Origin of the sequence: Kamptonema formosum PCC 6407 (genome assembly GCF_000332155.1) — a bacterium.
Lineage (GTDB): Bacteria > Cyanobacteriota > Cyanobacteriia > Cyanobacteriales > Microcoleaceae > Kamptonema > Kamptonema formosum.
The window spans coordinates 132991-156160 of record NZ_KB235903.1 but is presented as its reverse complement, the minus strand read 5'-3'; the positions used below and the strand labels follow the sequence as shown (position 1 = coordinate 156160).

23 protein-coding genes are annotated in these 23170 nt (G+C 42.8%); 9 read left to right on the top strand and 14 right to left on the bottom strand.

From position 1 onward, the window contains the following. Window positions 1–209 precede the first annotated feature (209 nt). A complete protein-coding gene (gene mgtE / locus OSCIL6407_RS0105725) occupies window positions 210–1607 on the top strand; it encodes a magnesium transporter (protein WP_007353188.1) in 1398 nt (465 codons plus the stop codon). Between the two features lie 157 nt (window positions 1608–1764). Next, window positions 1765–2442 (top strand): hypothetical protein, encoded by a 678-nt coding sequence (locus tag OSCIL6407_RS0105720; RefSeq protein WP_007355697.1) that lies wholly within the window; start codon window positions 1765–1767, stop codon window positions 2440–2442. 72 nt (window positions 2443–2514) lie between these two features. Here the strand turns inward: OSCIL6407_RS0105720 and OSCIL6407_RS0105715 are convergent, their stop codons facing one another. From OSCIL6407_RS0105715 to trpC, 3 genes are all read right to left on the bottom strand, one after another. Continuing rightward, the gene (locus tag OSCIL6407_RS0105715; RefSeq protein WP_007355696.1) at window positions 2515–3672 is read right to left on the bottom strand and encodes a pyridoxal-phosphate-dependent aminotransferase family protein; all 1158 of its coding nucleotides are present in this window, start codon (window positions 3670–3672) and stop codon (window positions 2515–2517) included. A 309-nt stretch (window positions 3673–3981) separates the two neighbouring features. Continuing rightward, window positions 3982–4245, bottom strand: coding sequence for a DUF5340 domain-containing protein (locus OSCIL6407_RS0105710; RefSeq protein WP_007355695.1), 264 nt, complete (start codon window positions 4243–4245; stop codon window positions 3982–3984). A 366-nt stretch (window positions 4246–4611) separates the two neighbouring features. After that, the gene (gene trpC / locus OSCIL6407_RS0105700; protein WP_007355693.1) at window positions 4612–5505 is read right to left on the bottom strand and encodes an indole-3-glycerol phosphate synthase TrpC; all 894 of its coding nucleotides are present in this window, start codon (window positions 5503–5505) and stop codon (window positions 4612–4614) included. A 370-nt stretch (window positions 5506–5875) separates the two neighbouring features. Here trpC and OSCIL6407_RS0105695 point away from each other — a divergent pair, with 370 nt between their 5' ends. Then, window positions 5876–6514 (top strand): PadR family transcriptional regulator, encoded by a 639-nt coding sequence (locus OSCIL6407_RS0105695; RefSeq protein WP_007355692.1) that lies wholly within the window; start codon window positions 5876–5878, stop codon window positions 6512–6514. 119 nt (window positions 6515–6633) lie between these two features. On the opposite strand, the gene OSCIL6407_RS0105690 is transcribed toward OSCIL6407_RS0105695, so the two are convergent. The 4 genes from OSCIL6407_RS0105690 to OSCIL6407_RS0105675 all read right to left on the bottom strand — a co-directional run bounded on the left by OSCIL6407_RS0105690 (window position 6634) and on the right by OSCIL6407_RS0105675 (window position 8690). Then, window positions 6634–7089: a VOC family protein gene (locus tag OSCIL6407_RS0105690; protein WP_007355691.1), complete on the bottom strand. Its 456-nt coding sequence runs from the start codon at window positions 7087–7089 to the stop codon at window positions 6634–6636. Window positions 7090–7199: 110 nt separating this feature from the next. After that, on the bottom strand, window positions 7200–7370 hold the full coding sequence (locus tag OSCIL6407_RS36145; RefSeq protein WP_007355690.1) for a hypothetical protein: 171 nt from the start codon (window positions 7368–7370) through the stop codon (window positions 7200–7202). Between the two features lie 221 nt (window positions 7371–7591). Continuing rightward, the gene (locus OSCIL6407_RS0105680) at window positions 7592–8221 is read right to left on the bottom strand and encodes a type II toxin-antitoxin system PemK/MazF family toxin (protein WP_019487011.1); all 630 of its coding nucleotides are present in this window, start codon (window positions 8219–8221) and stop codon (window positions 7592–7594) included. Next, window positions 8208–8690, bottom strand: a complete 483-nt coding sequence (locus OSCIL6407_RS0105675; RefSeq protein ID WP_007355688.1) for a type II toxin-antitoxin system antitoxin SocA domain-containing protein — start codon at window positions 8688–8690, stop codon at window positions 8208–8210. Before OSCIL6407_RS0105675 ends, OSCIL6407_RS0105680 begins: the two co-directional genes overlap by 14 nt. 525 nt (window positions 8691–9215) lie before the next feature. Here OSCIL6407_RS0105675 and atpD point away from each other — a divergent pair. Together atpD and atpC are read left to right on the top strand one after the other, a co-directional pair. Then, window positions 9216–10664, top strand: a complete 1449-nt coding sequence (gene atpD, locus OSCIL6407_RS0105665) for a F0F1 ATP synthase subunit beta (protein ID WP_007355687.1) — start codon at window positions 9216–9218, stop codon at window positions 10662–10664. 246 nt (window positions 10665–10910) lie between these two features. After that, window positions 10911–11318, top strand: coding sequence for an ATP synthase F1 subunit epsilon (gene atpC, locus OSCIL6407_RS0105660; RefSeq protein ID WP_007355686.1), 408 nt, complete (start codon window positions 10911–10913; stop codon window positions 11316–11318). Window positions 11319–11538: 220 nt separating this feature from the next. Here atpC and OSCIL6407_RS0105655 read toward each other — a convergent pair whose 3' ends face one another. Next, window positions 11539–11946 (bottom strand): DUF4359 domain-containing protein, encoded by a 408-nt coding sequence (locus tag OSCIL6407_RS0105655; RefSeq protein WP_007355685.1) that lies wholly within the window; start codon window positions 11944–11946, stop codon window positions 11539–11541. Between the two features lie 254 nt (window positions 11947–12200). After that, window positions 12201–13160: a M48 family metallopeptidase gene (locus OSCIL6407_RS0105650; protein WP_007355684.1), complete on the bottom strand. Its 960-nt coding sequence runs from the start codon at window positions 13158–13160 to the stop codon at window positions 12201–12203. 129 nt (window positions 13161–13289) lie between these two features. Between OSCIL6407_RS0105650 and OSCIL6407_RS0105645 the strand changes: the two genes are divergently transcribed. Both OSCIL6407_RS0105645 and OSCIL6407_RS0105640 read left to right on the top strand, forming a co-directional pair. Continuing rightward, on the top strand, window positions 13290–13823 hold the full coding sequence (locus OSCIL6407_RS0105645; protein ID WP_007355682.1) for a Rieske 2Fe-2S domain-containing protein: 534 nt from the start codon (window positions 13290–13292) through the stop codon (window positions 13821–13823). Between the two features lie 142 nt (window positions 13824–13965). Then, entirely contained in the window at window positions 13966–14517 is a 552-nt protein-coding gene (locus OSCIL6407_RS0105640; protein ID WP_007355681.1) for a 1,2-dihydroxy-3-keto-5-methylthiopentene dioxygenase, read from the top strand. 30 nt (window positions 14518–14547) lie between these two features. On the opposite strand, the gene hpsP is transcribed toward OSCIL6407_RS0105640, so the two are convergent. Further along, window positions 14548–15762 (bottom strand): hormogonium polysaccharide biosynthesis glycosyltransferase HpsP, encoded by a 1215-nt coding sequence (hpsP, locus tag OSCIL6407_RS0105635; protein WP_007355680.1) that lies wholly within the window; start codon window positions 15760–15762, stop codon window positions 14548–14550. A 96-nt stretch (window positions 15763–15858) separates the two neighbouring features. Between hpsP and OSCIL6407_RS0105630 the strand changes: the two genes are divergently transcribed. Then, complete coding sequence (locus OSCIL6407_RS0105630; protein WP_007355679.1) at window positions 15859–17130, top strand: AAA family ATPase; 1272 nt, start codon at window positions 15859–15861, stop codon at window positions 17128–17130. Beyond that, window positions 17123–17776, top strand: coding sequence for an RloB family protein (locus OSCIL6407_RS0105625; protein ID WP_019487008.1), 654 nt, complete (start codon window positions 17123–17125; stop codon window positions 17774–17776). The genes OSCIL6407_RS0105630 and OSCIL6407_RS0105625 overlap by 8 nt, the downstream gene beginning before the upstream one ends. Before the next feature lie 31 nt (window positions 17777–17807). Here the strand turns inward: OSCIL6407_RS0105625 and hpsO are convergent, their stop codons facing one another. The 4 genes from hpsO to OSCIL6407_RS0105605 form a co-directional block, all read right to left on the bottom strand. After that, the gene (gene hpsO, locus OSCIL6407_RS0105620) at window positions 17808–18983 is read right to left on the bottom strand and encodes a hormogonium polysaccharide biosynthesis glycosyltransferase HpsO (protein WP_007355677.1); all 1176 of its coding nucleotides are present in this window, start codon (window positions 18981–18983) and stop codon (window positions 17808–17810) included. Between the two features lie 149 nt (window positions 18984–19132). After that, window positions 19133–20137: a hormogonium polysaccharide biosynthesis glycosyltransferase HpsN gene (gene hpsN, locus OSCIL6407_RS0105615; protein WP_007355676.1), complete on the bottom strand. Its 1005-nt coding sequence runs from the start codon at window positions 20135–20137 to the stop codon at window positions 19133–19135. Window positions 20138–20543: 406 nt separating this feature from the next. Beyond that, a complete protein-coding gene (gene glmM, locus OSCIL6407_RS0105610; protein ID WP_007355674.1) occupies window positions 20544–22016 on the bottom strand; it encodes a phosphoglucosamine mutase in 1473 nt (490 codons plus the stop codon). Between the two features lie 54 nt (window positions 22017–22070). Next, entirely contained in the window at window positions 22071–23144 is a 1074-nt protein-coding gene (locus tag OSCIL6407_RS0105605) for a glycosyltransferase family 4 protein (RefSeq protein WP_007355673.1), read from the bottom strand. Window positions 23145–23170: the final 26 nt, after the last annotated feature.

Below are 23170 nucleotides of genomic sequence, written 5' to 3'. Positions count from 1 at the left end.
TTAACCGTTACCAAGAATGCTGCTGCTTTCAGGAGAAGCGATAGGGTAAGAGTCTCATCTATAGCGCGATCGCCCTCTCACTTACAAGATCGAACGCGCTGCTAGCACCTATCAAAAATAGCAAATCCTAAAAAAAATCTAAAATCTCCCATCCATTACCCTTTAGACTGGATGGAGGAACATTTCAAACAGGTTCAGGAGGGTCGGCAGTGACAGAGAAAAATTCCTCATCCTCTACCATACCGACCTATTCTCGCAACGAACTGCGGGAATTAGTGCGATCGCAGCTACAGGCATTACTAGAACAAAGCGACCTCAAAGGAGCTAAAGCCATTCTAGTGCCCGTCCAGCCTCCTGACATAGCCGAAGCGATCGAAGGCTTACCAGAAACCATGCAAGTAATAGCCTTCCGCTTACTCTCCAAAGACGAAGCGATCGAAGTCTACGAACACCTCGACTCCAGCGTACAGCAGGCACTCTGCGAAGAATTCAAACGCCAAGAAGTCCTCGACATCGTAGATAAAATGTCCCCCGATGACCGAGCGCGGCTATTTGATGAACTGCCCGCAACAGTCGTTCGTCGCCTCTTGGCCCAACTGAGCCCAGCGGAACGCCAAGCAACCGCCCTGCTTTTAGGTTACGAAGCCAACACCGCAGGGCGGATCATGACCCCAAAATACATCTCCCTTAAAGAAAGCCTCACCATTACCGAAACCCTAGAACGCATACGCACATTAGCCCCCACTACTGAAACCATCTATTATCTCTACGTCACTGACGCTGCCCGTCGTCTGACGGGAATTTTAACTTTGGGGGATTTAGTCACATCACCCCTTGATAAAACTATTGGCGAAATTATGACCCGCGATTTAGTGTCAGTCCAAACCGACACGGATCAAGAAGAAGTCGCCAGACTCATCCAGCGTTACGACTTTCTTGCAGTCCCAGTAGTAGACAGCGAACAGCGTCTCGTCGGCATCATCACCGTTGACGACGTAATTGATATCTTGGAGGAGGAAACCACCGAAGATATTTATGCTTTAGGCGGTCTCCAATCCGGCGGCGACAATTATTTTCAGACAGATTTATTCACCGTTGCCCGCAAGCGAGTTGTTTGGTTATTTGTTTTACTCCTAACAAATACTGTCACAGGCACGATTATCCGATCGCAAGAAGACATTTTGCAGCAAGTAGTAGTGCTCGCTGCATTTATTCCCCTACTCACAGGTACAGGGGGTAACGTCGGAGCCCAGTCCTCAACCGTTGTGATTCGCGGCTTAAACACCGACGAAATTCGGGCAATGGGCCCCCTGCAAGTAATTTTGCGGGAAGGTATGGCAGGGGCGTTACTAGGCTCGATATTGGGCCTAGTAGCAACGGTCTGGGCCTATGTTCTCCAGGGGAATTTACCAGTAGCAGTAGCGGTGGGTACAAGTTTATTAGCGATCGCAATGTTAGCCTCCGTCGCCGGTTCGGCCCTCCCCTTCCTCTTTCGTTCCTTGGGATTAGACCCCGCCTTAATGTCCGCCCCCTTTATCACCACCGCCGTAGATGTCCTTGGGGTTCTGATTTATTTTGGCACAGCCAGACTCATCTTACAAATATAAGTAGAAGGGGCTAGGGGCTAGGGGCTAGGGACTAGGGAAAGAGGGGGAGCAGGGGAGCAGGGGAGCAGGGGAGCGGGGGAGATGGGGGAAAATTTTTCCTAATTAGCCATTAGCAATTACCCATTAGCAATTACCCATTAGCAATTACCCATTACCAATGCGCCATAATTCATCTACCAATTTCCTAGAAATAGCTGAATATATATCCATAGCGGCCTCAATCTTTGGATTAATTGCGGCTGCGGTTCTCGCTCAGAGTATTTATGCTATCGTACCCATAGTTTTATCACTTTTACTGAACCTCATTAATCGCAACAGATTACAGCGACAAACAAAGACAACAGCAGCCTCCACAACCGATCGCCTCAACCAACATAGAGCTTTAGTAGAGCAACTGATGGAACAGTTAAAAACACCAACTTTATTAGCTACCGTCAACCCCCAAATAGAAGATAACGAGCGAAATGTTGAGCCAGTAGAAAATTTACAATCTATAGTTTCAGCAATTAAGCATTTGCGCCAACGAGAAAATATTTTAGAGCAAACTATTAAACTCGTGCAAGCTGAGTTAGACATCATCAGCAAACAATTCAAGCAGCGACCAGAATTAGAGCAAATTGACAGTTTAACTACAGTAATTCTCGACTTGCAACAGTTTATTAATCAATTGCCACAGTGGGGAAATTTGCAACAACGGCAGTTAATAGAACTTCAAGCAAAAGTAGAGAATGCCTTAGCAAATTTATCTCAAGAACTGGGTAATATACCTAATCAAGTTGAGAGCGCTGTGCAACGTCAAGTGCAGGGAATTAATCAGCAAAATTTAGATCGGTAACGCCGCCAACAGGCGCGGTAAAATCACCCCCAAGATGGCGGCGTTACGTAATCGTGCGTAAGTCCTGTTTAATTAAGATTCAGACAAAACTTTGGCAGCAGCGGCAATACCGGCACCAGAACTAAAGCCTTCATAACCTAATTCTCGGAGAACTGTTTCTAAGGCAGAAATAGCGGCAAGAATATCGCGATCGCACACAAATCCTAAATGACCAATACGGAAAATTTTACCCTTCAAATGGTCTTGACCGTCAGCGAGGAGAATATCAAACCGCTTTTTCATCAGCGATCGCACTTTTTGAGCATCTACCTCTGCGGGTGGTGCCACTGCTGTAATCGCTGGACTTGCGGCCCCGTCAGCAGCCAATAAACCCAGGCCTAAAGCTTTCACCGCTGCATGGGTAGTTTTCATCAATCGCTGGTGACGTGCAAACACATTTTCTAATCCCTCCGCCTTCATCATCCGCAGAGTTACTTGCAGACCAAAAAACATATTCACTGGCGGGGTGAAAGGAGTCGTATTTTTAGCAGCATCTTTGCGGTATTTGCCTAAATCCAGATAAAAACGCGGCAATTTAGCAGTTTTATAAGCTTCCCAAGCTTTGGGACTAACGGCGACAAAACCCAAACCGGGGGGAATCATATAAGCTTTCTGAGAACCAGAAGCAATTACGTCAATTCCCCACTCATCCATCGGTACGTTAGCGGCCCCTAAACTGGTGACGGCATCGACCATAATTAAAGCTTCACCGTGAGCTTTTACGTGGCGGTTGATGGTTTCCAAGTCGTTGAGAACGCCTGTAGAAGTTTCGGAGTGGGTGATAATAACGGCTTTAATTTCTTTGTTGGTATCTGCTTCTAATTTCTCGCGAAATTTTTCTGGATCGAGGGGTTGACCCCATTCTGCGGTGATGATTTCAGCATTTAGGCCGTAAGCTTGGGCGACTTCACCCCAACGTTCCCCGAATTTACCATTATTACCGACAAGGACGCGATCGCCTGCACTTAAGAAATTAATTATCCCTGCTTCCATCGCGCCAGTGCCGGAAACAGTTAAACTTAGTACGTCGCTTTTAGTTTGGTGTAGCCATTTCAGGTTCTCAGTACACTCTGCAAAGATCGCATCAAATTCGCTGCTACGGTGGCCCATCGGGTGCTTGGCCATTGCCAGTAATGCTGCTTCTGGTACTGGCGTGGGGCCAGGAATCATCAGCATTAACTTGTTATCCATGATGTTGTCTGTCCTAATTCAATCGTTAGTAACTATAGCAATCCTAAATCAGTTTTTGCCTAAATTATCGCAACCGCTTTCAGCGGTTAGGGGCTAGGGGCTAGGGGCTAGGGACTAGGGAAGAAGAGGAAGAAGGGAAGAGAATTAAGGGTTTAAGGAAACTAGAATGTCCTAACTACCAAGAAGGTTGCTATATCGTTAAAAAACTTCAATTTATAAATTTTTAATTAAAAATTATTGATGATTGTCATAGCAATTATAATCAAAAATTCCACACTTCTTAGTATTTAATTTTTAATCTTTGAATTTTTAATCTTTAATTTTTACTTCTCCCTCAACTGACTCAGCTTTGATTTCATTGAGTGACCAGAGGTATTCTACTGGTAAGTTAGAGCGTTTGCAACTTTCTTCGAGTTGCTTTTGCTGAGCGACGGCTTTGCGGAGGGTGACTATCAGTTGTTGGACTTGTTCTTGCTGGGGAGATTTTAGGCTGACAGCAAACAATGTTTTGCGCTCTAGAAGTTGCAGTAATAGTTCATAATGTATGTGGGAAGGAAGGGGAATTTGCTCCATGAAAGGCGATCTACCTCAATTAGCGGAAGAGGGGCTAGGGGCTACGATGCTCAGGGCTAGGGAAGAAGGGTAACAAGGGAATAAAATTAGCTTGTAGGGTGGGCGCTCGCCGCCCAAAAATTGTAACTTATCGCTAATAAATGGTTGTCGGCGAGCGCCCACCTTACCTTTAATTCGGTCTATCTACTTAGTAGTCATTGCGAGTTATAAAGAGAGCAGAAATCTTACTCCTTACGATTGCTTTGCTTTGCTTACAATGAAAAATGGCGATCGCTCTTTTTTCTGCTATTAATTGCCATGACAATCGCAAGAATAGGATTGGATATTACCACCTATTACCAGAATTTTAGCTCTTTGTCAAGACTCTCAGGTGGCTGGGCGGGTAAGTTTTGTTAAAGCTTGGGCAATATCGGGCTGTTTCACTAGAGATTCGCCGATCAGGACGGCTTGAGCCCCAGCACTAACCACGAGGGCCAAGTCTGCGGGTACGTGCAATCCTGACTCGCTTACAACTAAGATATCGCGATCGCGGATTTCGCTACCCCGTGCGGCTAAAAGTTGGCTGGTAGTTTCCAGATTGACGGTAAAATCTTCGAGGTTGCGGTTGTTGATGCCTATGAGGTTTACGCCTTCTATGGTCAATACGCGATCTAGTTCTTCGAGGGTGTGAACTTCGATTAGTGCACTCATCCCCAGAGCTTTGACAATTTTGACAAAATACTGTATGTCTTTGTCAGAAAGGATGGAGGCGATTAGCAGTACGGCATCGGCTCCTCGGACGCGGGCGAGGTAAATTTGGTAAGGGTAAATCAGGAAATCTTTGCAAAGTAGGGGCACTTCAACGGTCGAGCGAACAATTGCTAAGTTATCGAAACTACCTTGAAAGAATTTTACATCGGTGAGGACGGATATGCAGCTAGCGCCGCCTTGTTGGTAGGCAAGTGCGATCGCGGCGGGGTCAAAATCTTCTCTAATTACGCCTTTACTGGGTGAAGCTTTTTTGACTTCAGCAATGACAGCGGGTTTAGTTTTGCTATGGCGCAGTGCGGCTAGGAAATCGCGGGGAGGGGATATTTTAGCTGCTTGTTTTTGGAGCTCGGCTAAGGGAGTGCGATCGCGCATCTGGGCAACTTCTATTTCTTTTTGCCAGACTATTTCTTCTAGGATGTGGCGGGGTTTGTCATCGGGTACTGCTACCTGGTAGCTGAGGTAGAGTACGGACACGGCTGGGTTGGGGCGACGGCGGCGGATTTCAATCATAGATATTTAGTTTACCAGGCGATCGCAACAGGTTTCAACGTATTTCTGGACTGGACTTTTATCGTCTGGCGGCATATTTATGTCGGGCGATCGCACTGGTTAAGTTTCGTCTGGGAATTGATGAGTCTAGCGTTGATGAGTTTGGTCAAAACTTATGCACGATCGTAGTACGACCCCTTTCTAAACGCAGTGACTTGACCTCTAGGATGGCGGCGTTACCTCAGTAATGCGTAAGTCTTGACCAAGCTGGCCCCAAATCACCCTAAAATTCCGCCCTCAACCATATCTTTACAAATCTTCATCTAAGTCTATGCCGATATATCGCGATATGTCGTATAGTAAAGAAAGTTGATTTTGGATTCACTTAGATATGTTTAGACGCTTTCGTTTTGACTTTCCGACACTTGTATCCGCAGGAGTCAGTGAAGAGGATCTATCGTTTATCAGTTATTGGTTCCAGCATGGCAAAGAGCGTGGTAGGCCTCATCACGGCCATCATGGCAAACACTTTGGGGATCAAGGATTTGGTCGTGGGTGGGGAGATGAACACCGGACTCGTCGGGGAGACATCAAATTCATCCTGCTGGAATTGTTATCCGAGCACCCGGCTCATGGTTACGATCTGATCAAAGAAATGGAAACCCGCAATGGTGGTTTCCGTCGTCTCAGTCCCGGTTCAGTATATCCAACACTCCAAATGCTGGAGGATGGTGGCTATCTCAACAGCACACAGGAAGGCGGTAAGAAGATTTACACCATTACCGATGAGGGTAGACAACTCTTGGCAGAGCGTACCCAACAGGAAAATTCAGACTCTCCTTGGGAGGCCTTCAAAACCGTAATGATGGGTAAACCCCAAGAGTTAATTGAGTTGCGAAATGTAGCAACAGAATTAGGTGCTGCTGTCATGCAAGTTGCTCGCGGTGGCAATGTGGAGCGAATGAGTCGGGTGCGCGAGCTTTTAGACCAAGCTAAACGAGATATTTATGGGATTCTTGCTGAGAAATAAGTGAGACAGTCTTCTTGGAAGCTGATTGAATTATTCCCTGCGAAATCTCCATATCTTAGGCGCGGGCACCCGCCTTCGCTTCACACACTGGCCAGTTTCAGCTTGAAACTGGCCACTTATCAATCGGTGACAATCACATTGAAAGCGGGATTACTATTTTCAGTTATTTGTTCGATAGTAAATCGCACCTCTTGTCCGTAGGAAATTTCCAGCGTATGACTATCTGGATCGCGGATATAAGCCCAATAACCAACAGGAGCGCCCCAATCATTGGGCCCTTCTAAAAGAATTCCTTCTGACTGAGCGCGATCGCAAAGTTGCTTAACTTCATCGCGACTTTCACAAGCAATACCCAGGTGAGACTGAGGCAAAAGAGATCCTTCTACTCGCTCCGTTTTAATTAACACGATGACAAATGGTCTAGTTAAATCGCTAACCCAAGCTACATCTACTTGAGACATCCGATCTATCCGACGATGGACTACTTGCATTCGAGCGTACTGGGTATAAAAGGCAATGCTTGCATCTACATCTTTAACTGCAAGTGCAATATGTGTAAAACCTAAATCAACCATAGTATAGAGCCTCTGAATTAGCTAAAAATATTGTGGTTTAGGATTTGATTTCTAAGAATCTGCAAAGTTAATCTCCTCAACGCCACCTTGTAGGGTTGCTATTAGGAGAATTAGGGACTATGAATGGGACTAGGAGAGGAGATGATTTCAGTGGGAGTTTCGTTCCAGAAAGATTTAATAAACTTTTTTACATCTGATGGCCAGAGATAAAATACTACGATGGCACCGATTAAACCGAAGAAACAACTATGAGCCACAATTTCAAATATCTTAGGATTCATATTTAAGGTTCCTCCAATAGTCAGTAGATGGTTGTATTTAATATAGCACTATTTTTTTAGAAGAGGAGCAGATCAATATCAAGATTCTAAGACAAATACATTTTGATTAACAGTGATTCTCATTCATCATACCTATTTTTGATTTCAGAAAATTAACTTCACTGTTTAGGAAATCAACTTAAATGTTGAAGATGCGATCGCGATCGCATACCTGTAACTTATTATAATCCGAGATTATCTATTAGTTTTTCTATGGCATTACTTTTTGTTTCTTTATCGGGTAGATAATCAAATACCTTCTGTAAAAGTTCTATGGACGCATTTTGAGCAAACCAATCTTCACCAGGACTTTCCTGAAGATTTAAAAAATACTTTAAACGTTCCTCTATCGCTTCTTTATCTCCTTTATCCAATTGTCCAATTCTGTCTGACCAATTTCCTTGTAAGTCTTTAAAGCAGTTAGCATCAACAGTACATATCTGATGTACTAGAGCAAAGGAATTTGCAGAAAGACCATTTTTGCTTGTAGAGTTAATCGGATATGCTGTTGGTAAACCTTTATAGGTTTCTTGTGAAGTTAATGGAATCACAGTGAAAGTTTGTATATATTCAACATCATCTTGAAATTGGTCACTTGTCCAAATAATATAAGGGTGCTCTCCTCGGAACACCCTACTGGAATTAATTATCTGGGTGCAAGAGTTAGTTTTGCATTCAATTTCCCCTGGCTCATTTAAGTCATAAATATGATTATGCCCTAGTTTGCAACGAATAGATACTCTATAGGGATTGATAAAATAAATCCAACCTTGGCGCGGTTTTTTCCCAGCCACTTGCTCACCCCAATTCACCGATTAACTTTTCTCTTTCTTTAAAAAGATTTAGCCGCACCTTTTCCTCTGGCTTATGGCTATCTTTAACCTCAAGCATTGGAGCAGTGCTATAAACGTAATCTAGTAACTGATTTACTTTATCCTGTCCTGCACCAGCCCATTCTCTTCTGATGTTGTCAAGCATTAGCTTCAGACCTAAAGGCAACTCCAAGTCATTCACATTACCCGAAGTAACAGCGAGTTTAATTAATATCGTTTCTCCCTGTAATTCTAGAGAAATATCTTTGCCATCCATTTGATTTAAAGCTGCATCTATGTCTTCGTTCCAAGGGCCATAGTGATAATAACGCCAATTTAGCTCAGTAAGCTGCTTTCCTGTCCACTTGACAGAATAAAGATCGGCTAAATACAAAAACTTGATTAACTGCGTTTTTGTGATATAGCCTTTTGTTGCATAGACAAAATACTTGATAATAGTTTCCAGCATGGGTTTCCTTATTTGTAATTAATTTTCAAAAAAAAATATGCCGATAATTGATGTTATAATTTTTTCATTCAATTTAACTTTAGTCTCCTTATAATTATCATACTATCGGAACTATAACTTGGCTACAAAGATTTATGCTTCTTATAATAATCATACTATCAGAATGGTAACTTGGCTGTGAAGATGGCGCAACTTGATATGCTATCCAAGCTGCCGATCGCAAGTGCTAAAGACTGAAATCAGCTTAAGCGCTCAAATCTGCTACCAGCAAATTCCCCTGGGAACAGACCACCCAAAACCGAGAGCCCTAACCTCTACAAAATCCCCAAAAAATCCCCCTCAACACTTGACAAAAAACACGATTTACCCATTCTGCCCAAAACAGCCCCAAAAATTATTACTCAAACTTGTAGCGCAAACTACGGGTTTTCAATTGAACCACGCAATCCTACAATGAAGGATGGCATTACTAAATGTTAAGACTGTTTCCGATCGCGGAAAAATAGCATACTAAAACAGGTACTCATGGTATCCACCGCAGAAAAAACAAACGTCGGCTACATCACCCAGATCATCGGCCCCGTTGTAGACGTAAAATTCCCCACCGGCAAACTGCCGCAAATCTATAACGCCCTCCAAATCTCAGGCAAAAACCAAGCAGGTCAAGATATTTCCATCACCTGCGAAGTGCAGCAACTCCTCGGCGACAGCCAAGTGCGGACTGTTTCTATGCTCTCCACCGACGGTCTAGTGCGCGGTATGGAAGTTGCAGACACTGGAGCTCCCATCCAAGTACCCGTCGGCCCCGCCACCCTCGGCCGGATTTTTAACGTTATCGGCGAACCTGTAGACAACCTTGGCCCTGTCGGTGCTTCGGAAAGATTACCCATCCACCGCAGCGCCCCCGCTTTCACCGAATTAGAAACTAAACCTTCGGTATTTGAAACAGGCATTAAGGTGATCGACCTTCTCGCACCCTACCGTCGCGGCGGTAAAATCGGCTTGTTCGGTGGTGCAGGTGTGGGCAAAACCGTGATTATGATGGAATTGGTGAATAACATCGCCAAGGCTCACGGTGGTGTATCAGTATTTGGTGGCGTGGGCGAACGCACCCGCGAAGGTAATGACCTCTACAAAGAAATGATCGAGTCAGGGGTTATTAACGAAGAAGACCGCAGCAAATCCAAAATTGCCCTAGTTTACGGTCAAATGAATGAGCCGCCTGGAGCTCGGATGCGTGTAGGTTTGTCCGCTCTAGCTATGGCTGAATATTTCCGTGATGTCAGCAAACAAGACGTGCTGCTGTTCATTGATAATATCTTCCGCTTCGTGCAAGCTGGTTCTGAAGTATCTGCTCTACTTGGCCGGATGCCTTCTGCTGTAGGCTATCAGCCAACTCTGGGCACTGACATGGGTGACTTGCAAGAACGGATTACCTCGACTAAAGAGGGTTCCATTACTTCAGTACAAGCCGTCTACGTACCCGCAGATGACTTGACTGACCCCGCACCGGCGACAACTTTTGCTCACTTGGACGCTACTACCGTGCTTTCTCGCGGTTTAGCTTCTAAGGGAATTTATCCAGCAGTTGACCCTCTGGATTCTACTTCGACGATGTTGCAACCTGCTGTCGTTGGTGAAGATCACTATGCGATCGCTCGTGCTGTCCAAGCTACTTTGCAACGCTACAAGGAACTCCAAGATATTATCGCCATTTTGGGCTTGGATGAATTGTCTGAAGACGATCGCTTGACGGTGGCCCGTGCCCGTAAGATGGAGCGTTTCTTGTCTCAGCCTTTCTTTGTGGCAGAAGTGTTTACCGGTTCTCCTGGTAAGTATGTGAAGCTAGAAGAAACGATCAAGGGCTTCAAGATGATTCTGTCTGGTGAGCTCGACGCTTTACCCGAACAAGCTTTCTATCTCGTCGGCAATATTGACGAAGCGATCGCCAAAGCTGAAAAGATGAAAGCTTAAGCTAATGGTTAACTGTTAACTGTTAACTGTTAACTGTTAACTGTTAGTTGTTGGTTGTTGGTTGTTGGTTGTTAATGGTTAGTTGTTGGTTGTTAGTTGTTCTTAGAATTAAAGATAGCTAATGACAATGTCATTAACAAAAATAAACTATTAACCACTAACAACTAGCTAACAACTAGCTAACTACTAACCACCAACTACCAACGACTAACCATTAACCAATAACAACTAACCAATAACCAATTTATGACATTAAAGGTGCGCGTAATTGCCCCAGATAGAACTGTCTGGGATTCTAGTGCTGATGAAGTAATTCTGCCTAGCACTACTGGTCAACTAGGTATTTTAAGCGGTCACGCTCCTTTGCTGACAGCTTTGGATACTGGCGTGATGCGCGTGCGCCCCGGTAAAAACTGGGTCGCGATCGCACTCATGGGCGGTTTTGCAGAAGTCGAAGAAAATGAAGTTACTATCCTTGTCAATGGAGCCGAAAAAGGCGAAACCATTGACAAAGAAGCCGCTCGTACAGCTTACACTGAAGCCGAAGCCCGTTTCCAAAAAGCTGATAATGGATCGGCACAAGAAAAAATTCAAGCCAAGCAAGCTCTGAAACGAGCAAGAGCACGTTTTCAAGCCGCAGGTGGCATGATTTAACAAAGTTTGAATATTTCCCAAGTTAGCCCCTGTTGAAGATAACGGGGGCTTTCTGGATTATCAAGACGAACAACGCGATTTAAGAGGGGCTAGGGGCTAGGGGAAGAAGGGGAAAAGAGGGGTTACGAGAGTTAAACAAATTCAAAGCCCAAATAAAGCACAAAATACTAAGATCAAAATTAGTAGAACTAAAGCTAATGTAAGGGTATTTTTTGTTCTCCTATTTAGCAGCAATAGTTAAGAAATTACCAAAAGCTCCGATTGTATGGTACTTTTTACCCACAACTTCAGTGGTGTAAATACTGAAGATGATTAAATTCTGGCGGTGCGTTGAATTGTCAATTAAAAGTTCTATAGTACCGCGTTCCGAAGTTAGTACACTTTTACAAGCGCCAACTAAAGTTTCTGCAAAACTGCCTAAAAATTCAGGTACGCGAGACTCTTTGCACATAGACTTTTGCAGTTCTGTTGCCATTGCGCCTGAAGCATAACTGAGATATTCTTCTCTGGGAGGATTAGTAAATCCCATCACCACAGCAACAATCGCCAGTACGATCGCGCCTTTCCCAAGATTGTGGCTAGAATTAGATGTCTCTTTGCGATCGTTAAAATCTTTATCACTAATCATTTTTACCTTACCTAGTTAAGTTGTACTTTTTTTGACTACACATCTCTGAAGACATATTTCAGGATTCAGATTACGCATGACAATATCCGTTAAATCAGCTAGTATAGCAACTGCCAAGGTGGTTAGGACGTTTTGAGTTCCACCAAACTCGCTGATTCTATTCCCTTCTTCCTATTCTTCCTATTCTTTCCCTTCTTTCCCTAGCCCCTAGCCCCTAGCCCCTAGCCCCTAACCGCCTTGGCGGTTGTAATTCCTCAGCGCGACTTATAACGGTTAATCTCGCGTTGTAACTCCTCAATTTCACGCCGCAGCGCCTCCGTTTCGCTGCTTGGTTGCTCTGATTTCACATCAACTGCACCTTCAGATACCGCCTTTTTATAGTTTCCCAAGCGAATTTGGCGATATTCTTCAGAATTTGCCCAATCCCGGAGATAGCGCAAGCGTTCCACTGGAAAAGGATGGCTCAGCATCACACCCTGTCCGCCATTGTAGAGTAAAAATTTATAAACTTGGTTGAGGTTATCTTGGTCTAGTTCTTGATAGTTATCAGATTGGCGAATAAACTCTTGCAAACTGCATTCGTGAGCGTATTTAGTGCTAACTCCCGAAATTTTCATCATCGTATTCATTACGCAGTTAATATCATCTGTCACTAGCAAAGCAGCACGGTCGGCTGATAATTCTGCCTTCCGCCGCCACTCATAAAAGGCGAAAATTAAACCGCTATTGACGATATTTCCGATACCAAAAGTGACTTCACCAATCATTGAGGCAAGGTTCATCGCCCACATCGCCATTTGAGTTAAAATTGGATGACCGCACTTAATATGTCCCAATTCGTGAGCGATAACTGAGCGCAGTTCTTCCTCATTTACTAAGTCTAAAAGACCCGTATTTAATACAATATAGGGATTATTTTTTCCGAGAGCATAGCTGTTAACTTGGGGATTTTGGGAAACAAATAAAGATGGCTCTGGGAAGATATCTAAATCTTGTACGCATTCCCTAAATATATGATAAATGCTGGCATATTGGCGCGGCCCAACTTGAATGCTATTGCCCATTAGATAAACAAATTGCGGCCGCTCATAGACGAATTCTACAAATTGGCTGGCAATCATGTCAAATCCAGGGACGCTGCGTAAGGCTTCTTCTGCTTGTCGGTCGAGGGGATGCCGAAAAGCTTCGCTAGAAATTCCAGGGTAGGTAGGCATGATCGAATTTGGGAAATTACATTAAATATATCTCACTCTTGCCTCGATCCAGCTATAATTATAAAAATTAGGGTTAAATATTCTTGAGAAATATTAACTAATTTATAGAGAAGGCTAAAGGCTGAGGCGATGACAAAAAATCGGCGGCAATTCTTGCAATACATGGTGACTGGAACGGCGGGAAGCGTGGCAATTGGGTGGCTTTTTCCCGCAGCTAGTCAAAGCGAAAATGTTGACCTGGAAAAGCTCTGTTCTTCGTTTCCCCATAATTCCCAGTGTGAAAATTATTTGCCGGGAGTAAGAGCCGCAGACAGTGAGGGAAAACCAATTGAGGTTTCTGAATTCCTTGCTGATGCGAAAGCTGGGATTCCTGTACTGGTGAAAGGATTGCCAAAAGTTGCTTATTTGGTGATTAATGAGGGGCCAAAAATTGCGGAATATGGGATCAATCCTGTGTGTACGCACTTAGGTTGTACTGTAGAGTGGAAAGCAGAGCGATCGCGCTTTGAGTGTCCCTGTCACGGTTCTCAGTTCGACTCTCAGGGACAAGTCACTAAAGGCCCAGCGAAGCGTTCCCTACCGCTGGTGACAGTGGTAGTTCAAGCAAAATCAAATCCGTTTGGTGGAAAGAAAACCTGCGATCGATCCGCGCGAAAAAATTAAAAATTAAAAATTAAAAGTTCCGAAACTAAATTCTAGCCGTTGCTGACAAATGTGCCAGATATCAGTTACAATTGTTTTCCTGGTAGAGGCGCAATTCCTCGCGTCTTTCGATCGCGTCTAACCGACAATTGGGAGGTGCAGTATGGCTATTTTACGACTAGAAGACGGTACAACTTATACTGACCTGAGCGACATTTCCCGCGAACTCGCTCAACTTAACATTCAGCTTAACCACTGGCCAGTTGGTGAAGATCCAGAAATTCGCAATTTGCTGGCACAAGATGTGCTTAACGACAGCGAGAAAGAGCAAGTTCTAGAAGCTTTAGATGGCTATTTTGAAGAACTGAAGCAAACTGCTGGCTATCATTCCCGCGATTTAATTGTACTGCATCCAGAGGTTCCCAATTTAGATACCATGCTATCTAAATTCGATCGGTGCCATACCCATGCTGATAATGAAGTCCGCTATATTGTAGCAGGTGAAGGCATTTTTGGGTTTGTGCGTCCCGGTGGCGATCAAGTGGAATTGACGGTGCAATCTGAAGAATATATCAACGTTCCTGCTAATAGCGAACATTGGTTTTATTTAACAGCTAGTCGCAGGATTAAAGCTATACGCTATTTTAATGGTACTGAGGGTTGGGTACCGGAGTATACCGATACTGAGATTCGTTCTAAGTTAGCGGCTGTTTAGAGTTTAAAGCTATTAAGAAATTGGGCAATATTAAAAATTGCCCGGTTTCAAAATTTGTTGATAAGCTTGGATGGTTTGCTGCGCGATCGCATCCCAACTGTAATACTTTCTCGCATACTCTCTCCCGTTTAACCCCCGCCGTTTGCGCTCGTCGGCATCTAGGAGTGCTATGGTAATTAGAGATGCGATCGCATCCACTTCCAGAGGCCCAACCCAACCCGCTTCAGCTTGCTGTATATCTTCCCAAATATGCACGCGATCGGAGATTACCACAGGCGTACCAGCGGCCATCGCTTCAGCTACAGCAATACCAAAGTTTTCATAATAAGAAGGTAGCACAAATAAGTCAGCATTTTGCAATAAATATGCCTTGATTTCTCCTGTAACAAATCCTGTCATTGTTGTATGTTTTACCAAGGGTGAATTTTCTATTTGTTCCTTAATTTTCATCTCATAATCTGCATCTTGGGGATTAGAACCAGCAAGGATAAAGTTAAATTTGATTCCTTGTGCTAGGATTTTTTCTAGTGCGGGAATCAGCAGATTTAATCCTTTTTTAGGTTCAATCCTGGACATAAATAATATTTGAGGAATTTGTGCGTCTACCAAGTTCAGAGAAAACTGGTTAGCAAGGGATTTAACAAATAGGGTATCAGTGCTAATTTTAACGCCCAAAGGAATTACTAAGTCTTGCGGTAACGGTATTTTACCTGCGGTAGATATTCCGAATCTTTCTGAGATTTTCGCCTCTTGTTTACTGGTGAAGTGAATAGCAGCCGCGCCTGCTAAATTAGGTCGTTCTAACAAGGCTGCATAAATTTGTTTAAGTTGCTTTTTCTTGCGTAAGTCTGCGGGGTCAAGCATACCGCAGGGACGGATAATATAGGGGAGATGATGATATCTAGCAATGGTAGCAGCAGCGGTACTTATTGGTGAGAATAGAGCATGAATATGGGCTAGATCGAATTCTTTAATATGGTTATTTAACCATTGCAATAAACTCAGAGAAAATTTATATCGACGGAAGGGCGAACAGCGGAAATAAATAATGTTATATCCGTCTTGCTGTATTGGTTGATTCAGGGGAACATCTAAGGGAGTTTGACCGATATCTCCGTTAGAATCTGTGGTGAGGATTGTAACATTAATACCTTGGTTAGAAAGGGCGGCTGATAGTCCGAGTACCATTTGACTAGGGCCGCCGTAGACGAGGGAGATTGAGGGGACAATTTGAAGGATTCGCATTTTTTAAAATCTGTTGATAGGTAGTACCTGTTGTGTTATTATAGAACAGCTAGTAACATTCACAAATTATGTTCGTTTTTATTCTCAGGAAAATGTATGTTAATCGGATTCAGCATTGGCAACTACAAATCCTTTAAAGATATTGTCACCTTCAGCATGGTAGCTTCGCCGATTACTAGCGAAGAAAAAAAGGTTGATGAAAATAATGTATTTGAAGTTAACGAACAACTAAAATTATTAAAAAGTGCAGCAATTTATGGGGCCAATGCAAGTGGTAAGAGCAATTTTGTGGCGGCTATTAAGTTTATGAGATCCTTTGTTCTGAACTCATCGAAAGAGGGACAAATTTCAGAACCTATTGATGTTGAACCTTTCCGGCTAAGTACACAAACAGAAAAAGAACCATCTTTTTTTGAAGTTGTTTTTCGCTTAGAGGGAAAAATATATAGATACGGGTTTGAGGTAAATATAAAGCAGGTTATTTCTGAATGGCTATTTTATCAGCAGAAAACAAAGGAATTTAAGCTATTTGAACGCAAGTTAGATAATTTTCAGCTTACCACTGCTTTTAAAGAGGGTAAAGGAATCACAGACAAGACTAGAAATAATGCTTTGTTCATTTCTGTTGTTGCACAATTTAATGGCAAGATAGCACAAAAAATTTTGATGTGGTTCAGAGGTTTAAAATTAATTTCTGGACTTCACGATTCAGGATATCGCAATTACACAATCCGTAGCTTTGAAAAAAAACAGCATAAAGATGATATTCTGCGCTTCGTAAAAAAACTAGATTTGGGGATTGAGGATATTGAAATTGAGACACTTACACCGATACAATTACAAATGCCATTATTTGAAGAGCTTATAGCCTCCGATCGCCGGGAGGTAAAAAAGATTAAGACAGTTCACAGAAAATACAATTCTGAAGATCAGCAAATTTCCAATGAAATTTTTGATCTTAACGATAATGAATCAGAAGGGACTAAAAAGTTGTTCTATTTAGCGGGCCCTTTGATTGAAGCATTAAAAGCAGGAGACATTTTATTAATAGATGAACTTGATGCAAGATTTCATCCATTAATTACCTGTGCGATTATCAGTCTATTCAATTCTAAGGAGACTAATCCCAACAACGCACAACTTATATTTACAACACATGACACAAATCTACTCAGCAACAACTTGTTTAGAAAAGATCAAATATGGTTCACTGAAAAATACAAGCATGGTGCAACTCATCTTTATTCTTTGGTAGAGTATAAAATAAGTAAAGATGCTTCTTTAGAAAAAGATTATATTCGTGGAAAGTATGGGGCAATCCCTTTTATTGGTGACTTAAGCCGTTTGATAGGTCAAATTAATGAGTAATAAACGTTCATCAAAAAAACGAGAAAAAGGATCGTCCAAAAACTCATATAATACCTATTTTAATAGGTCTGTTGAGACAAAAGAACAGAGAAAATGGTTTTTAATAGTTTGTGAAGGAGAAAAAACTGAACCTAACTATTTCAAAAGCTTTCCGGTAAACAAAGAGGTGATAAATCTTGATATTCAAGGAGACGGGTTAAATACAATAAGTCTAGTAGAAGAAACAATCAAGTTGAAAAAAGAGGGAGAATATAGCGCTGATAATAATGACGAGGTGTGGTGTGTATTTGACCGCGATTCATTTCCTCCACAAAACTTTAATGCTGCTATAACTCGTGCTCAAAGCAACGACATTAAAGTGGCTTATTCCAATGAGGCTTTTGAACTTTGGTACTTGTTACATTTTAATTATTATGATACTGCGATGTCTCGTAAAAACTATAAAAGTATGTTAACTAATTTATTGGGGCATAAGTACGAAAAAAACTGCCCGACAATTTATGATGAACTGAAAGATAAACAGGAAAAAGCAATTAAGCACGCAAAACGGCTTTTGGAGGCATATAATCCGCCCAAACCTGAACAGGATAATCCTTCAACAACAGTACATTTGCTAGTGATAGAACTAAACAAATTTATTCACTGACTATTAATCCATTAAACAACAGTTAAATTATTTAACATTCTAACAAATCCTGATAAAAATCTAACAACTGCCTAGCCAAGGCGTGATTAGTATAATGAACCATCACCCTTTCATAACCCTGCTTACCTAAATCCGCCGCCAACTCCGGCAGTTCCATCAATTGTATCAAACAATCTCGCAAAGCCTCTACATTTCCCTCTGGAAAAACTAACCCTGCATCCCCAATTACATGAGGAATTTCCCCACAATTAGAAGCAATTATCGGAACTCTACAAGCCATCGCCTCAATTAAAACATGACCGAATTGTTCTTTCCAACCAACAGCAGTTAAAGTTTTAAACTTATAACTCGTCTCTGATGGCAATACTAATACGTTCATTAAGTTAATATATTCGGGAACCTGATTGTGAGAAACACTTTCTACCCAGATTAATCTGTCATTTATTCCCCATTCTATTGCTTTATCAACTAGATGCGATCTCAACTCTCCCCGCCCCACTAAAAGCCATTTCCAATTACGTTCTTTTAAACTAGCTAATGCTTTAGCCAGCGTCAACAAACCCTTTTCTTCCACAAATCTACCCACAAATCCTACCACAAAATCTGTAGACTTAATCCCCAATAAATCAGACAATTCAGCATTTTTAGAAGCAGGGATAAATAAGCTTTCATCTACGCCTAACTGTGGCATCACTTTAATTGTCTCTTGGTATCCCCGCTGACGCAATATTTCAGCCCCAGCTAAATTTCCAGCAATAATTCCGTCAGTATACTTAAGGTTATAAGCTTCTAATAAAGAAACTGGAAACTTTAATTTATAAGGCAGATTCCACCAAGTAAAAAATATATTCTTTGCCTTCAAACCTAGCAGTTTATTGAGTATAATTAACTGAGTGTAGGCAAGAGACTTTGAACCCTGTTCTACTTGGATGATTTGCGGTTTAAACTGCCGCAATAACTTAATTAAATCTGTACCAAATGTGAGTAATGCTTGATTATTTTGACTAAAATTTGACAGCGGTACTACCTTAAATGAACCTTCCTGATAAAATTGTGTCTCAATAATCTGATTTTGCACTCCTCCTGGCTTCCAACGTCGCGGTACGACAATTATCACCTCAATACCTGCTTCTAGATTGGCTAAAATCTTGAATTTTTCACGGTTTATATCTACAATGTAGGTGTGACTGACAACTAAAATTCTCATCTTTTAGTAATAGGTGATTGGCAAGGTTACTTGCCAACTAAGTAGTCGGACATAATTAAACGTAGGGTGGCGCTCGCCGCAACAAGCCTGTAAATCATAGCAGAAGATAGTTGTAGGCGAGCGCCCACCTTACAATTACAATTTGCTCGCTAATTGCGTAACCTAGAGTAAATTTGGCCATCAGTCCAAAGGGACATAATTAATGTGAAAATAGCGCTAATAAACCCAAGTATGTAAAAAAATAATCGAGTTATAATCTTGATCGGAGAACCGCTTTTACAGCAAGGCGGATGTCCTAAAACGTGACAATCAAATAACTTGGCAAAAAATCGTAAATTTTGAACAGGCGTTAAATTTTTTAACCCCATTAGGAAGTGATTGTGATAGAATGTAACTTGATAGTTGATCGAACGCTGACTAATATCGTGACAGCCGCCAGTCTCTTCTCCTAAGTGAATTAAATAGGCTTCTGGCTCGTACCAAATTTGATAACCTATAGCTTGTAACCTCAAACAAAAATCCGACTCTTCCCGCACTGCACTACCCATAAATCGCTCGTCAAATCTTAATCCGTGTTCAATAAAAATCTCCCGACGAAAGGACATATTGCAGCCTCTAGCTGATAGTACTTGCTGGGGTTTCACTGTATGTACTAAGTCAATATGATACCAGCCAATACCTGCATCCATTGCTTCTGTTGGCAAATATTCTATTCTTAAGTCGCCCCCAGAATCATCTAATTTCATTCTATCAAAAACTCGCCCTGCTACTGCTCCGATTTGTGGTTTTTCTAAGTAGTTACGAGCATGATTTTCTAGAAAACTATCTGGTAATTGTACGTCATCATCAATAAATAAAATTATATTCCCAAATGCACGCTCTACTGCATAGTTACGAGCTCCAGGTAAACTCGCCCAATTAACTCGAAACCAGCGGATTTTACCTGTGTCTACTAATTCTTTTAAATAGGATTGAGTCTCGTCTTCGTGGCTGCGAGTTTGGTCTACTACTAAGACTTCAAAATGGGGGTAATTTTGTTTGACTACATCGGCTAATGTATCGCGCAAATGTACTTCGCGGTTGTATGTTGGTATGACAACAGAGATGGGAATGGGGAATTTATAATTGGAAATTGGTAATTCGTAAGGGTTCATTGTTATATTTTGGTAATTGCTAATGGCTAATGGCTAATTGCTAATGGCTAATTGCTAATCGCTAATCGCTAATTGGTACTTATTTTATAACCCTTCTTGAAAAGCAGACTTGATTGATTCTTTTAAAGCTATAGTCCGACTGGGGTTGAAACCTCCGCCTCATAGTGAAAGCAAAAAAATTCTTACCCAGCCTGTGATTGAGTCCTTTATTAACAATGGTGAAATATCTCACACGACTTATACGCTGGACTAAAGAAACCGGGTTTTTTAACAAATCTCTGGGTTCTAACGAAGTATTTTCGTAAAAAAACCCGGTTTCTAGGCCCCAATTAGCAATTAGCGATTAGCAATTAGCAATTAGCAATTAGCAATTAGCCATTAGCCATTAGCCATTAGCAATTAGCCATTAGCAAAAGGCGATATGTTGCTGGACTGCTACCACTAAATTTTCCGTCCAATGGTTTACTAATTCGTCACTGGCTGCTTCTACCATAACTCGAATTAATGGTTCAGTACCAGAGGCGCGGACGAGGACTCGTCCTTGTTCTCCCATTGCCTTTGTAGCGATCGCGATCGCACTCTGCAAGGCATCGCACTCTTGCCATCTCATCCGTTTCTCTCGGTCTTCAACTCGGACATTGCGTAATAGTTGCGGGTAGGTTTGAAAGCTACCATCCACTAATTCTGCTAAAGATTCTCCCGACTTGCGAACCAACGATGCTAAATGCAAAGCGGTTAACAAACCGTCGCCGCTGACACCATAATGAGGGCAGAGAATATGACCGGATTGTTCGCCCCCCAATTTCGATCCTGTACGTTCCATTTCGGCGTGGACGTACTGATCGCCGACGGAAGTTCTAATTAATTTGCCGCCTGTTTGTTCCCAAGCACGTTCAAATCCTAAGTTAGCCATTACTGTAGAAATAATCAAATTTTCCGGCAATTTCCCGGACTGGCGCAACCTTTGGCCCCACAGATAAAGAATATAATCGCCGTCAACGGGTCTGCCTTTGGTATCAACGGCTAAAACTCTGTCAGCGTCGCCGTCAAAGGCAAATCCTAAGTCTGCTTGATGTTCTAAAACTGCTGCTTGCAGGCAATTAAGATTAGTTGAACCGCAGTTAACATTAATGCGATCGCCATCGGGATTGTTGTGCAAGCAGATAACTTCTGCCCCCATTTCGGCAAAAACTTCGGGGGCGATATGGGCGGCGGCCCCCCAAGCTAAGTCTAAAACAATTCGCATTCCTTGCAAATTCACTTCTGGCAAGAGCGGGCCGTGTAGCGATGCGGCGTAATCTTTGATTAATTCCGATCTGTGGTAGTGGTGTCCCCAAACGGAGCTCGCGATCGCGACATTTGCCCCACCCCTGATTCCGGCTTCAATTTGTTGCTGTACTGCTGAAGGTAGTTTGGTGCCCCCCGGCCCGAAAAACTTAATGCCGTTGTCCTCTGGGGGGTTGTGGGAAGCGGAAATCATCACTCCGCCTACAGCATGGGAAACGCTGGCGAGATAGGCGACGCAGGGGGTGGGGCATAGTCCCAAGTTCCATACTTCTAAACCGGCGGCGGTTAAACCTGCTGACAAGGCCATTGCCAGCATATCGCTGGAGTTTCTACTATCTTGGCCAAGAATGACTGGGCCCGGTTGGGAAGCGCGATCGCGCAACACTTGGCCCGCCCAAAAACCGATTTGCAACGCTAAGGGGGCCGTTAATAATTCCCCAACTTTGCCGCGAATGCCGTCTGTCCCGAATAGCGGCGTATTCGGTAGGGATATACTGTTTGCTGCGCCTACAGTTTCTATGCTTTTAGCTGGCTGTAGCGAGTTAGCAGCTTTAAGCTGGTAGCTGCGACGGCGCGAAGGTGTCTGTACCATAATCACTCCTCTAAACAATCACACACACACACTGGAGGATAACATTTCCGGACTCTAGATATAACGTTTAATAGTAATAGCGGTTGCCTGACCGGTTTTTTCCCAGCTAAATTGGGCGGATCTAGCTAAGCCAAGGCTGCGAAGGCGCGATCGCAATTCCAAACTATCAGCAATTGCCTGCATTGCCTCAGCAATTTCGCCAATATTGTAAGGGTTTACTAACAATGCCGCATCGCCTACGACTTCTGGCATCGAGGAAAGGTTGGAAGTAATCACGGGTGTACCGCAGGCCATTGCTTCGAGGGCCGGGAAGCCGAAACCTTCCCACAAACTGGGAAAAATAAGTGCGATCGCCTGATTAATTACTATTGGCAACTCAGCCGCAGGAACGTAATCTAAAAATCTTACCTGTTTCTCTAAACCTAATTCTACAACCTGAGCTTTCAGTTGTGGCGTATAAAGTCGATCGCCGGGGCCCGCCAGCCACAGTTCAAGATCGGATTTATGCGGCAAAGTGGCAAAAGCAGAAATCACCCGCTGCAAATTTTTATAATGGTCATGACGACCGATATAAAGGAAGTAATTGCTAGTTGGCAAATCGAGAAAGCGAAATTTATCGGGATTGTAAGCCAAAGGAATAGGTGTAATTTTATTATCCGGTATTTTGTAGAAATCTGCAATATCTTTGGCTGTCGCTTGCGAGTTACAAATTATATGTTCTGCCTGGGATAATACTTGTGGTATATAGTAGCGGAAATAAGCCGTTAAGCGCGAAAACCGTTTAGGAAAGCGCAAAGGAATCAGATCGTGGGCCATCGCTACGTAGCGGCATTTAGAAAATAACGGTGCTTCAGGAAGGGGGGAGAAAAGTAAACTTGCTTGCTGGTTTTTATAAATTTGCGGTAGTTGAAATTGAGTCCATAATAAGCGTCGTAAGTGTCCCTTACTTCCTTGGGCAGGAGTCATGTTATCGGGAACTGGATAGCAGGTATAACCTGGGATTGAATGGGAAACTAGGAGGGTAGGATTGAGAGATTTTAGGTAGGGGAAAACGTTAGTTGCGTAAGTGGAAATTCCTGTAGGTTCTGGAATTAGGAACGAGAGATTAATCAGCAGTGGATTGACCATACTTATAAATAGTTAGATTCAACATT

What these genes read in the sequence shown, in the direction of transcription:
- hpsO (WP_007355677.1), bottom strand. Translation starts at nt 18,983, where the DNA reads ATGAGAATTTTAGTTGTCAGTCACACCTACATTGTAGATATAAACCGT.
- trpC (WP_007355693.1), bottom strand. Translation starts at nt 5,505, where the DNA reads ATGATTGAAATCCGCCGCCGTCGCCCCAACCCAGCCGTGTCCGTACTC.
- OSCIL6407_RS0105695 (WP_007355692.1), top strand. Translation starts at nt 5,876, where the DNA reads ATGTTTAGACGCTTTCGTTTTGACTTTCCGACACTTGTATCCGCAGGA.
- OSCIL6407_RS0105650 (WP_007355684.1), bottom strand. Translation starts at nt 13,160, where the DNA reads ATGCCTACCTACCCTGGAATTTCTAGCGAAGCTTTTCGGCATCCCCTC.
- OSCIL6407_RS0105640 (WP_007355681.1), top strand. Translation starts at nt 13,966, where the DNA reads ATGGCTATTTTACGACTAGAAGACGGTACAACTTATACTGACCTGAGC.
- hpsN (WP_007355676.1), bottom strand. Translation starts at nt 20,137, where the DNA reads ATGAACCCTTACGAATTACCAATTTCCAATTATAAATTCCCCATTCCC.
- OSCIL6407_RS36145 (WP_007355690.1), bottom strand. Translation starts at nt 7,370, where the DNA reads ATGAATCCTAAGATATTTGAAATTGTGGCTCATAGTTGTTTCTTCGGT.
- atpD (WP_007355687.1), top strand. Translation starts at nt 9,216, where the DNA reads ATGGTATCCACCGCAGAAAAAACAAACGTCGGCTACATCACCCAGATC.
- OSCIL6407_RS0105645 (WP_007355682.1), top strand. Translation starts at nt 13,290, where the DNA reads ATGACAAAAAATCGGCGGCAATTCTTGCAATACATGGTGACTGGAACG.
- glmM (WP_007355674.1), bottom strand. Translation starts at nt 22,016, where the DNA reads ATGGTACAGACACCTTCGCGCCGTCGCAGCTACCAGCTTAAAGCTGCT.
- hpsP (WP_007355680.1), bottom strand. Translation starts at nt 15,762, where the DNA reads ATGCGAATCCTTCAAATTGTCCCCTCAATCTCCCTCGTCTACGGCGGC.
- OSCIL6407_RS0105630 (WP_007355679.1), top strand. Translation starts at nt 15,859, where the DNA reads ATGTTAATCGGATTCAGCATTGGCAACTACAAATCCTTTAAAGATATT.
- OSCIL6407_RS0105715 (WP_007355696.1), bottom strand. Translation starts at nt 3,672, where the DNA reads ATGGATAACAAGTTAATGCTGATGATTCCTGGCCCCACGCCAGTACCA.
- OSCIL6407_RS0105690 (WP_007355691.1), bottom strand. Translation starts at nt 7,089, where the DNA reads ATGGTTGATTTAGGTTTTACACATATTGCACTTGCAGTTAAAGATGTA.
- OSCIL6407_RS0105710 (WP_007355695.1), bottom strand. Translation starts at nt 4,245, where the DNA reads ATGGAGCAAATTCCCCTTCCTTCCCACATACATTATGAACTATTACTG.
- OSCIL6407_RS0105675 (WP_007355688.1), bottom strand. Translation starts at nt 8,690, where the DNA reads ATGCTGGAAACTATTATCAAGTATTTTGTCTATGCAACAAAAGGCTAT.
- OSCIL6407_RS0105605 (WP_007355673.1), bottom strand. Translation starts at nt 23,144, where the DNA reads ATGGTCAATCCACTGCTGATTAATCTCTCGTTCCTAATTCCAGAACCT.
- OSCIL6407_RS0105625 (WP_019487008.1), top strand. Translation starts at nt 17,123, where the DNA reads ATGAGTAATAAACGTTCATCAAAAAAACGAGAAAAAGGATCGTCCAAA.
- OSCIL6407_RS0105720 (WP_007355697.1), top strand. Translation starts at nt 1,765, where the DNA reads ATGCGCCATAATTCATCTACCAATTTCCTAGAAATAGCTGAATATATA.
- atpC (WP_007355686.1), top strand. Translation starts at nt 10,911, where the DNA reads ATGACATTAAAGGTGCGCGTAATTGCCCCAGATAGAACTGTCTGGGAT.
- OSCIL6407_RS0105655 (WP_007355685.1), bottom strand. Translation starts at nt 11,946, where the DNA reads ATGATTAGTGATAAAGATTTTAACGATCGCAAAGAGACATCTAATTCT.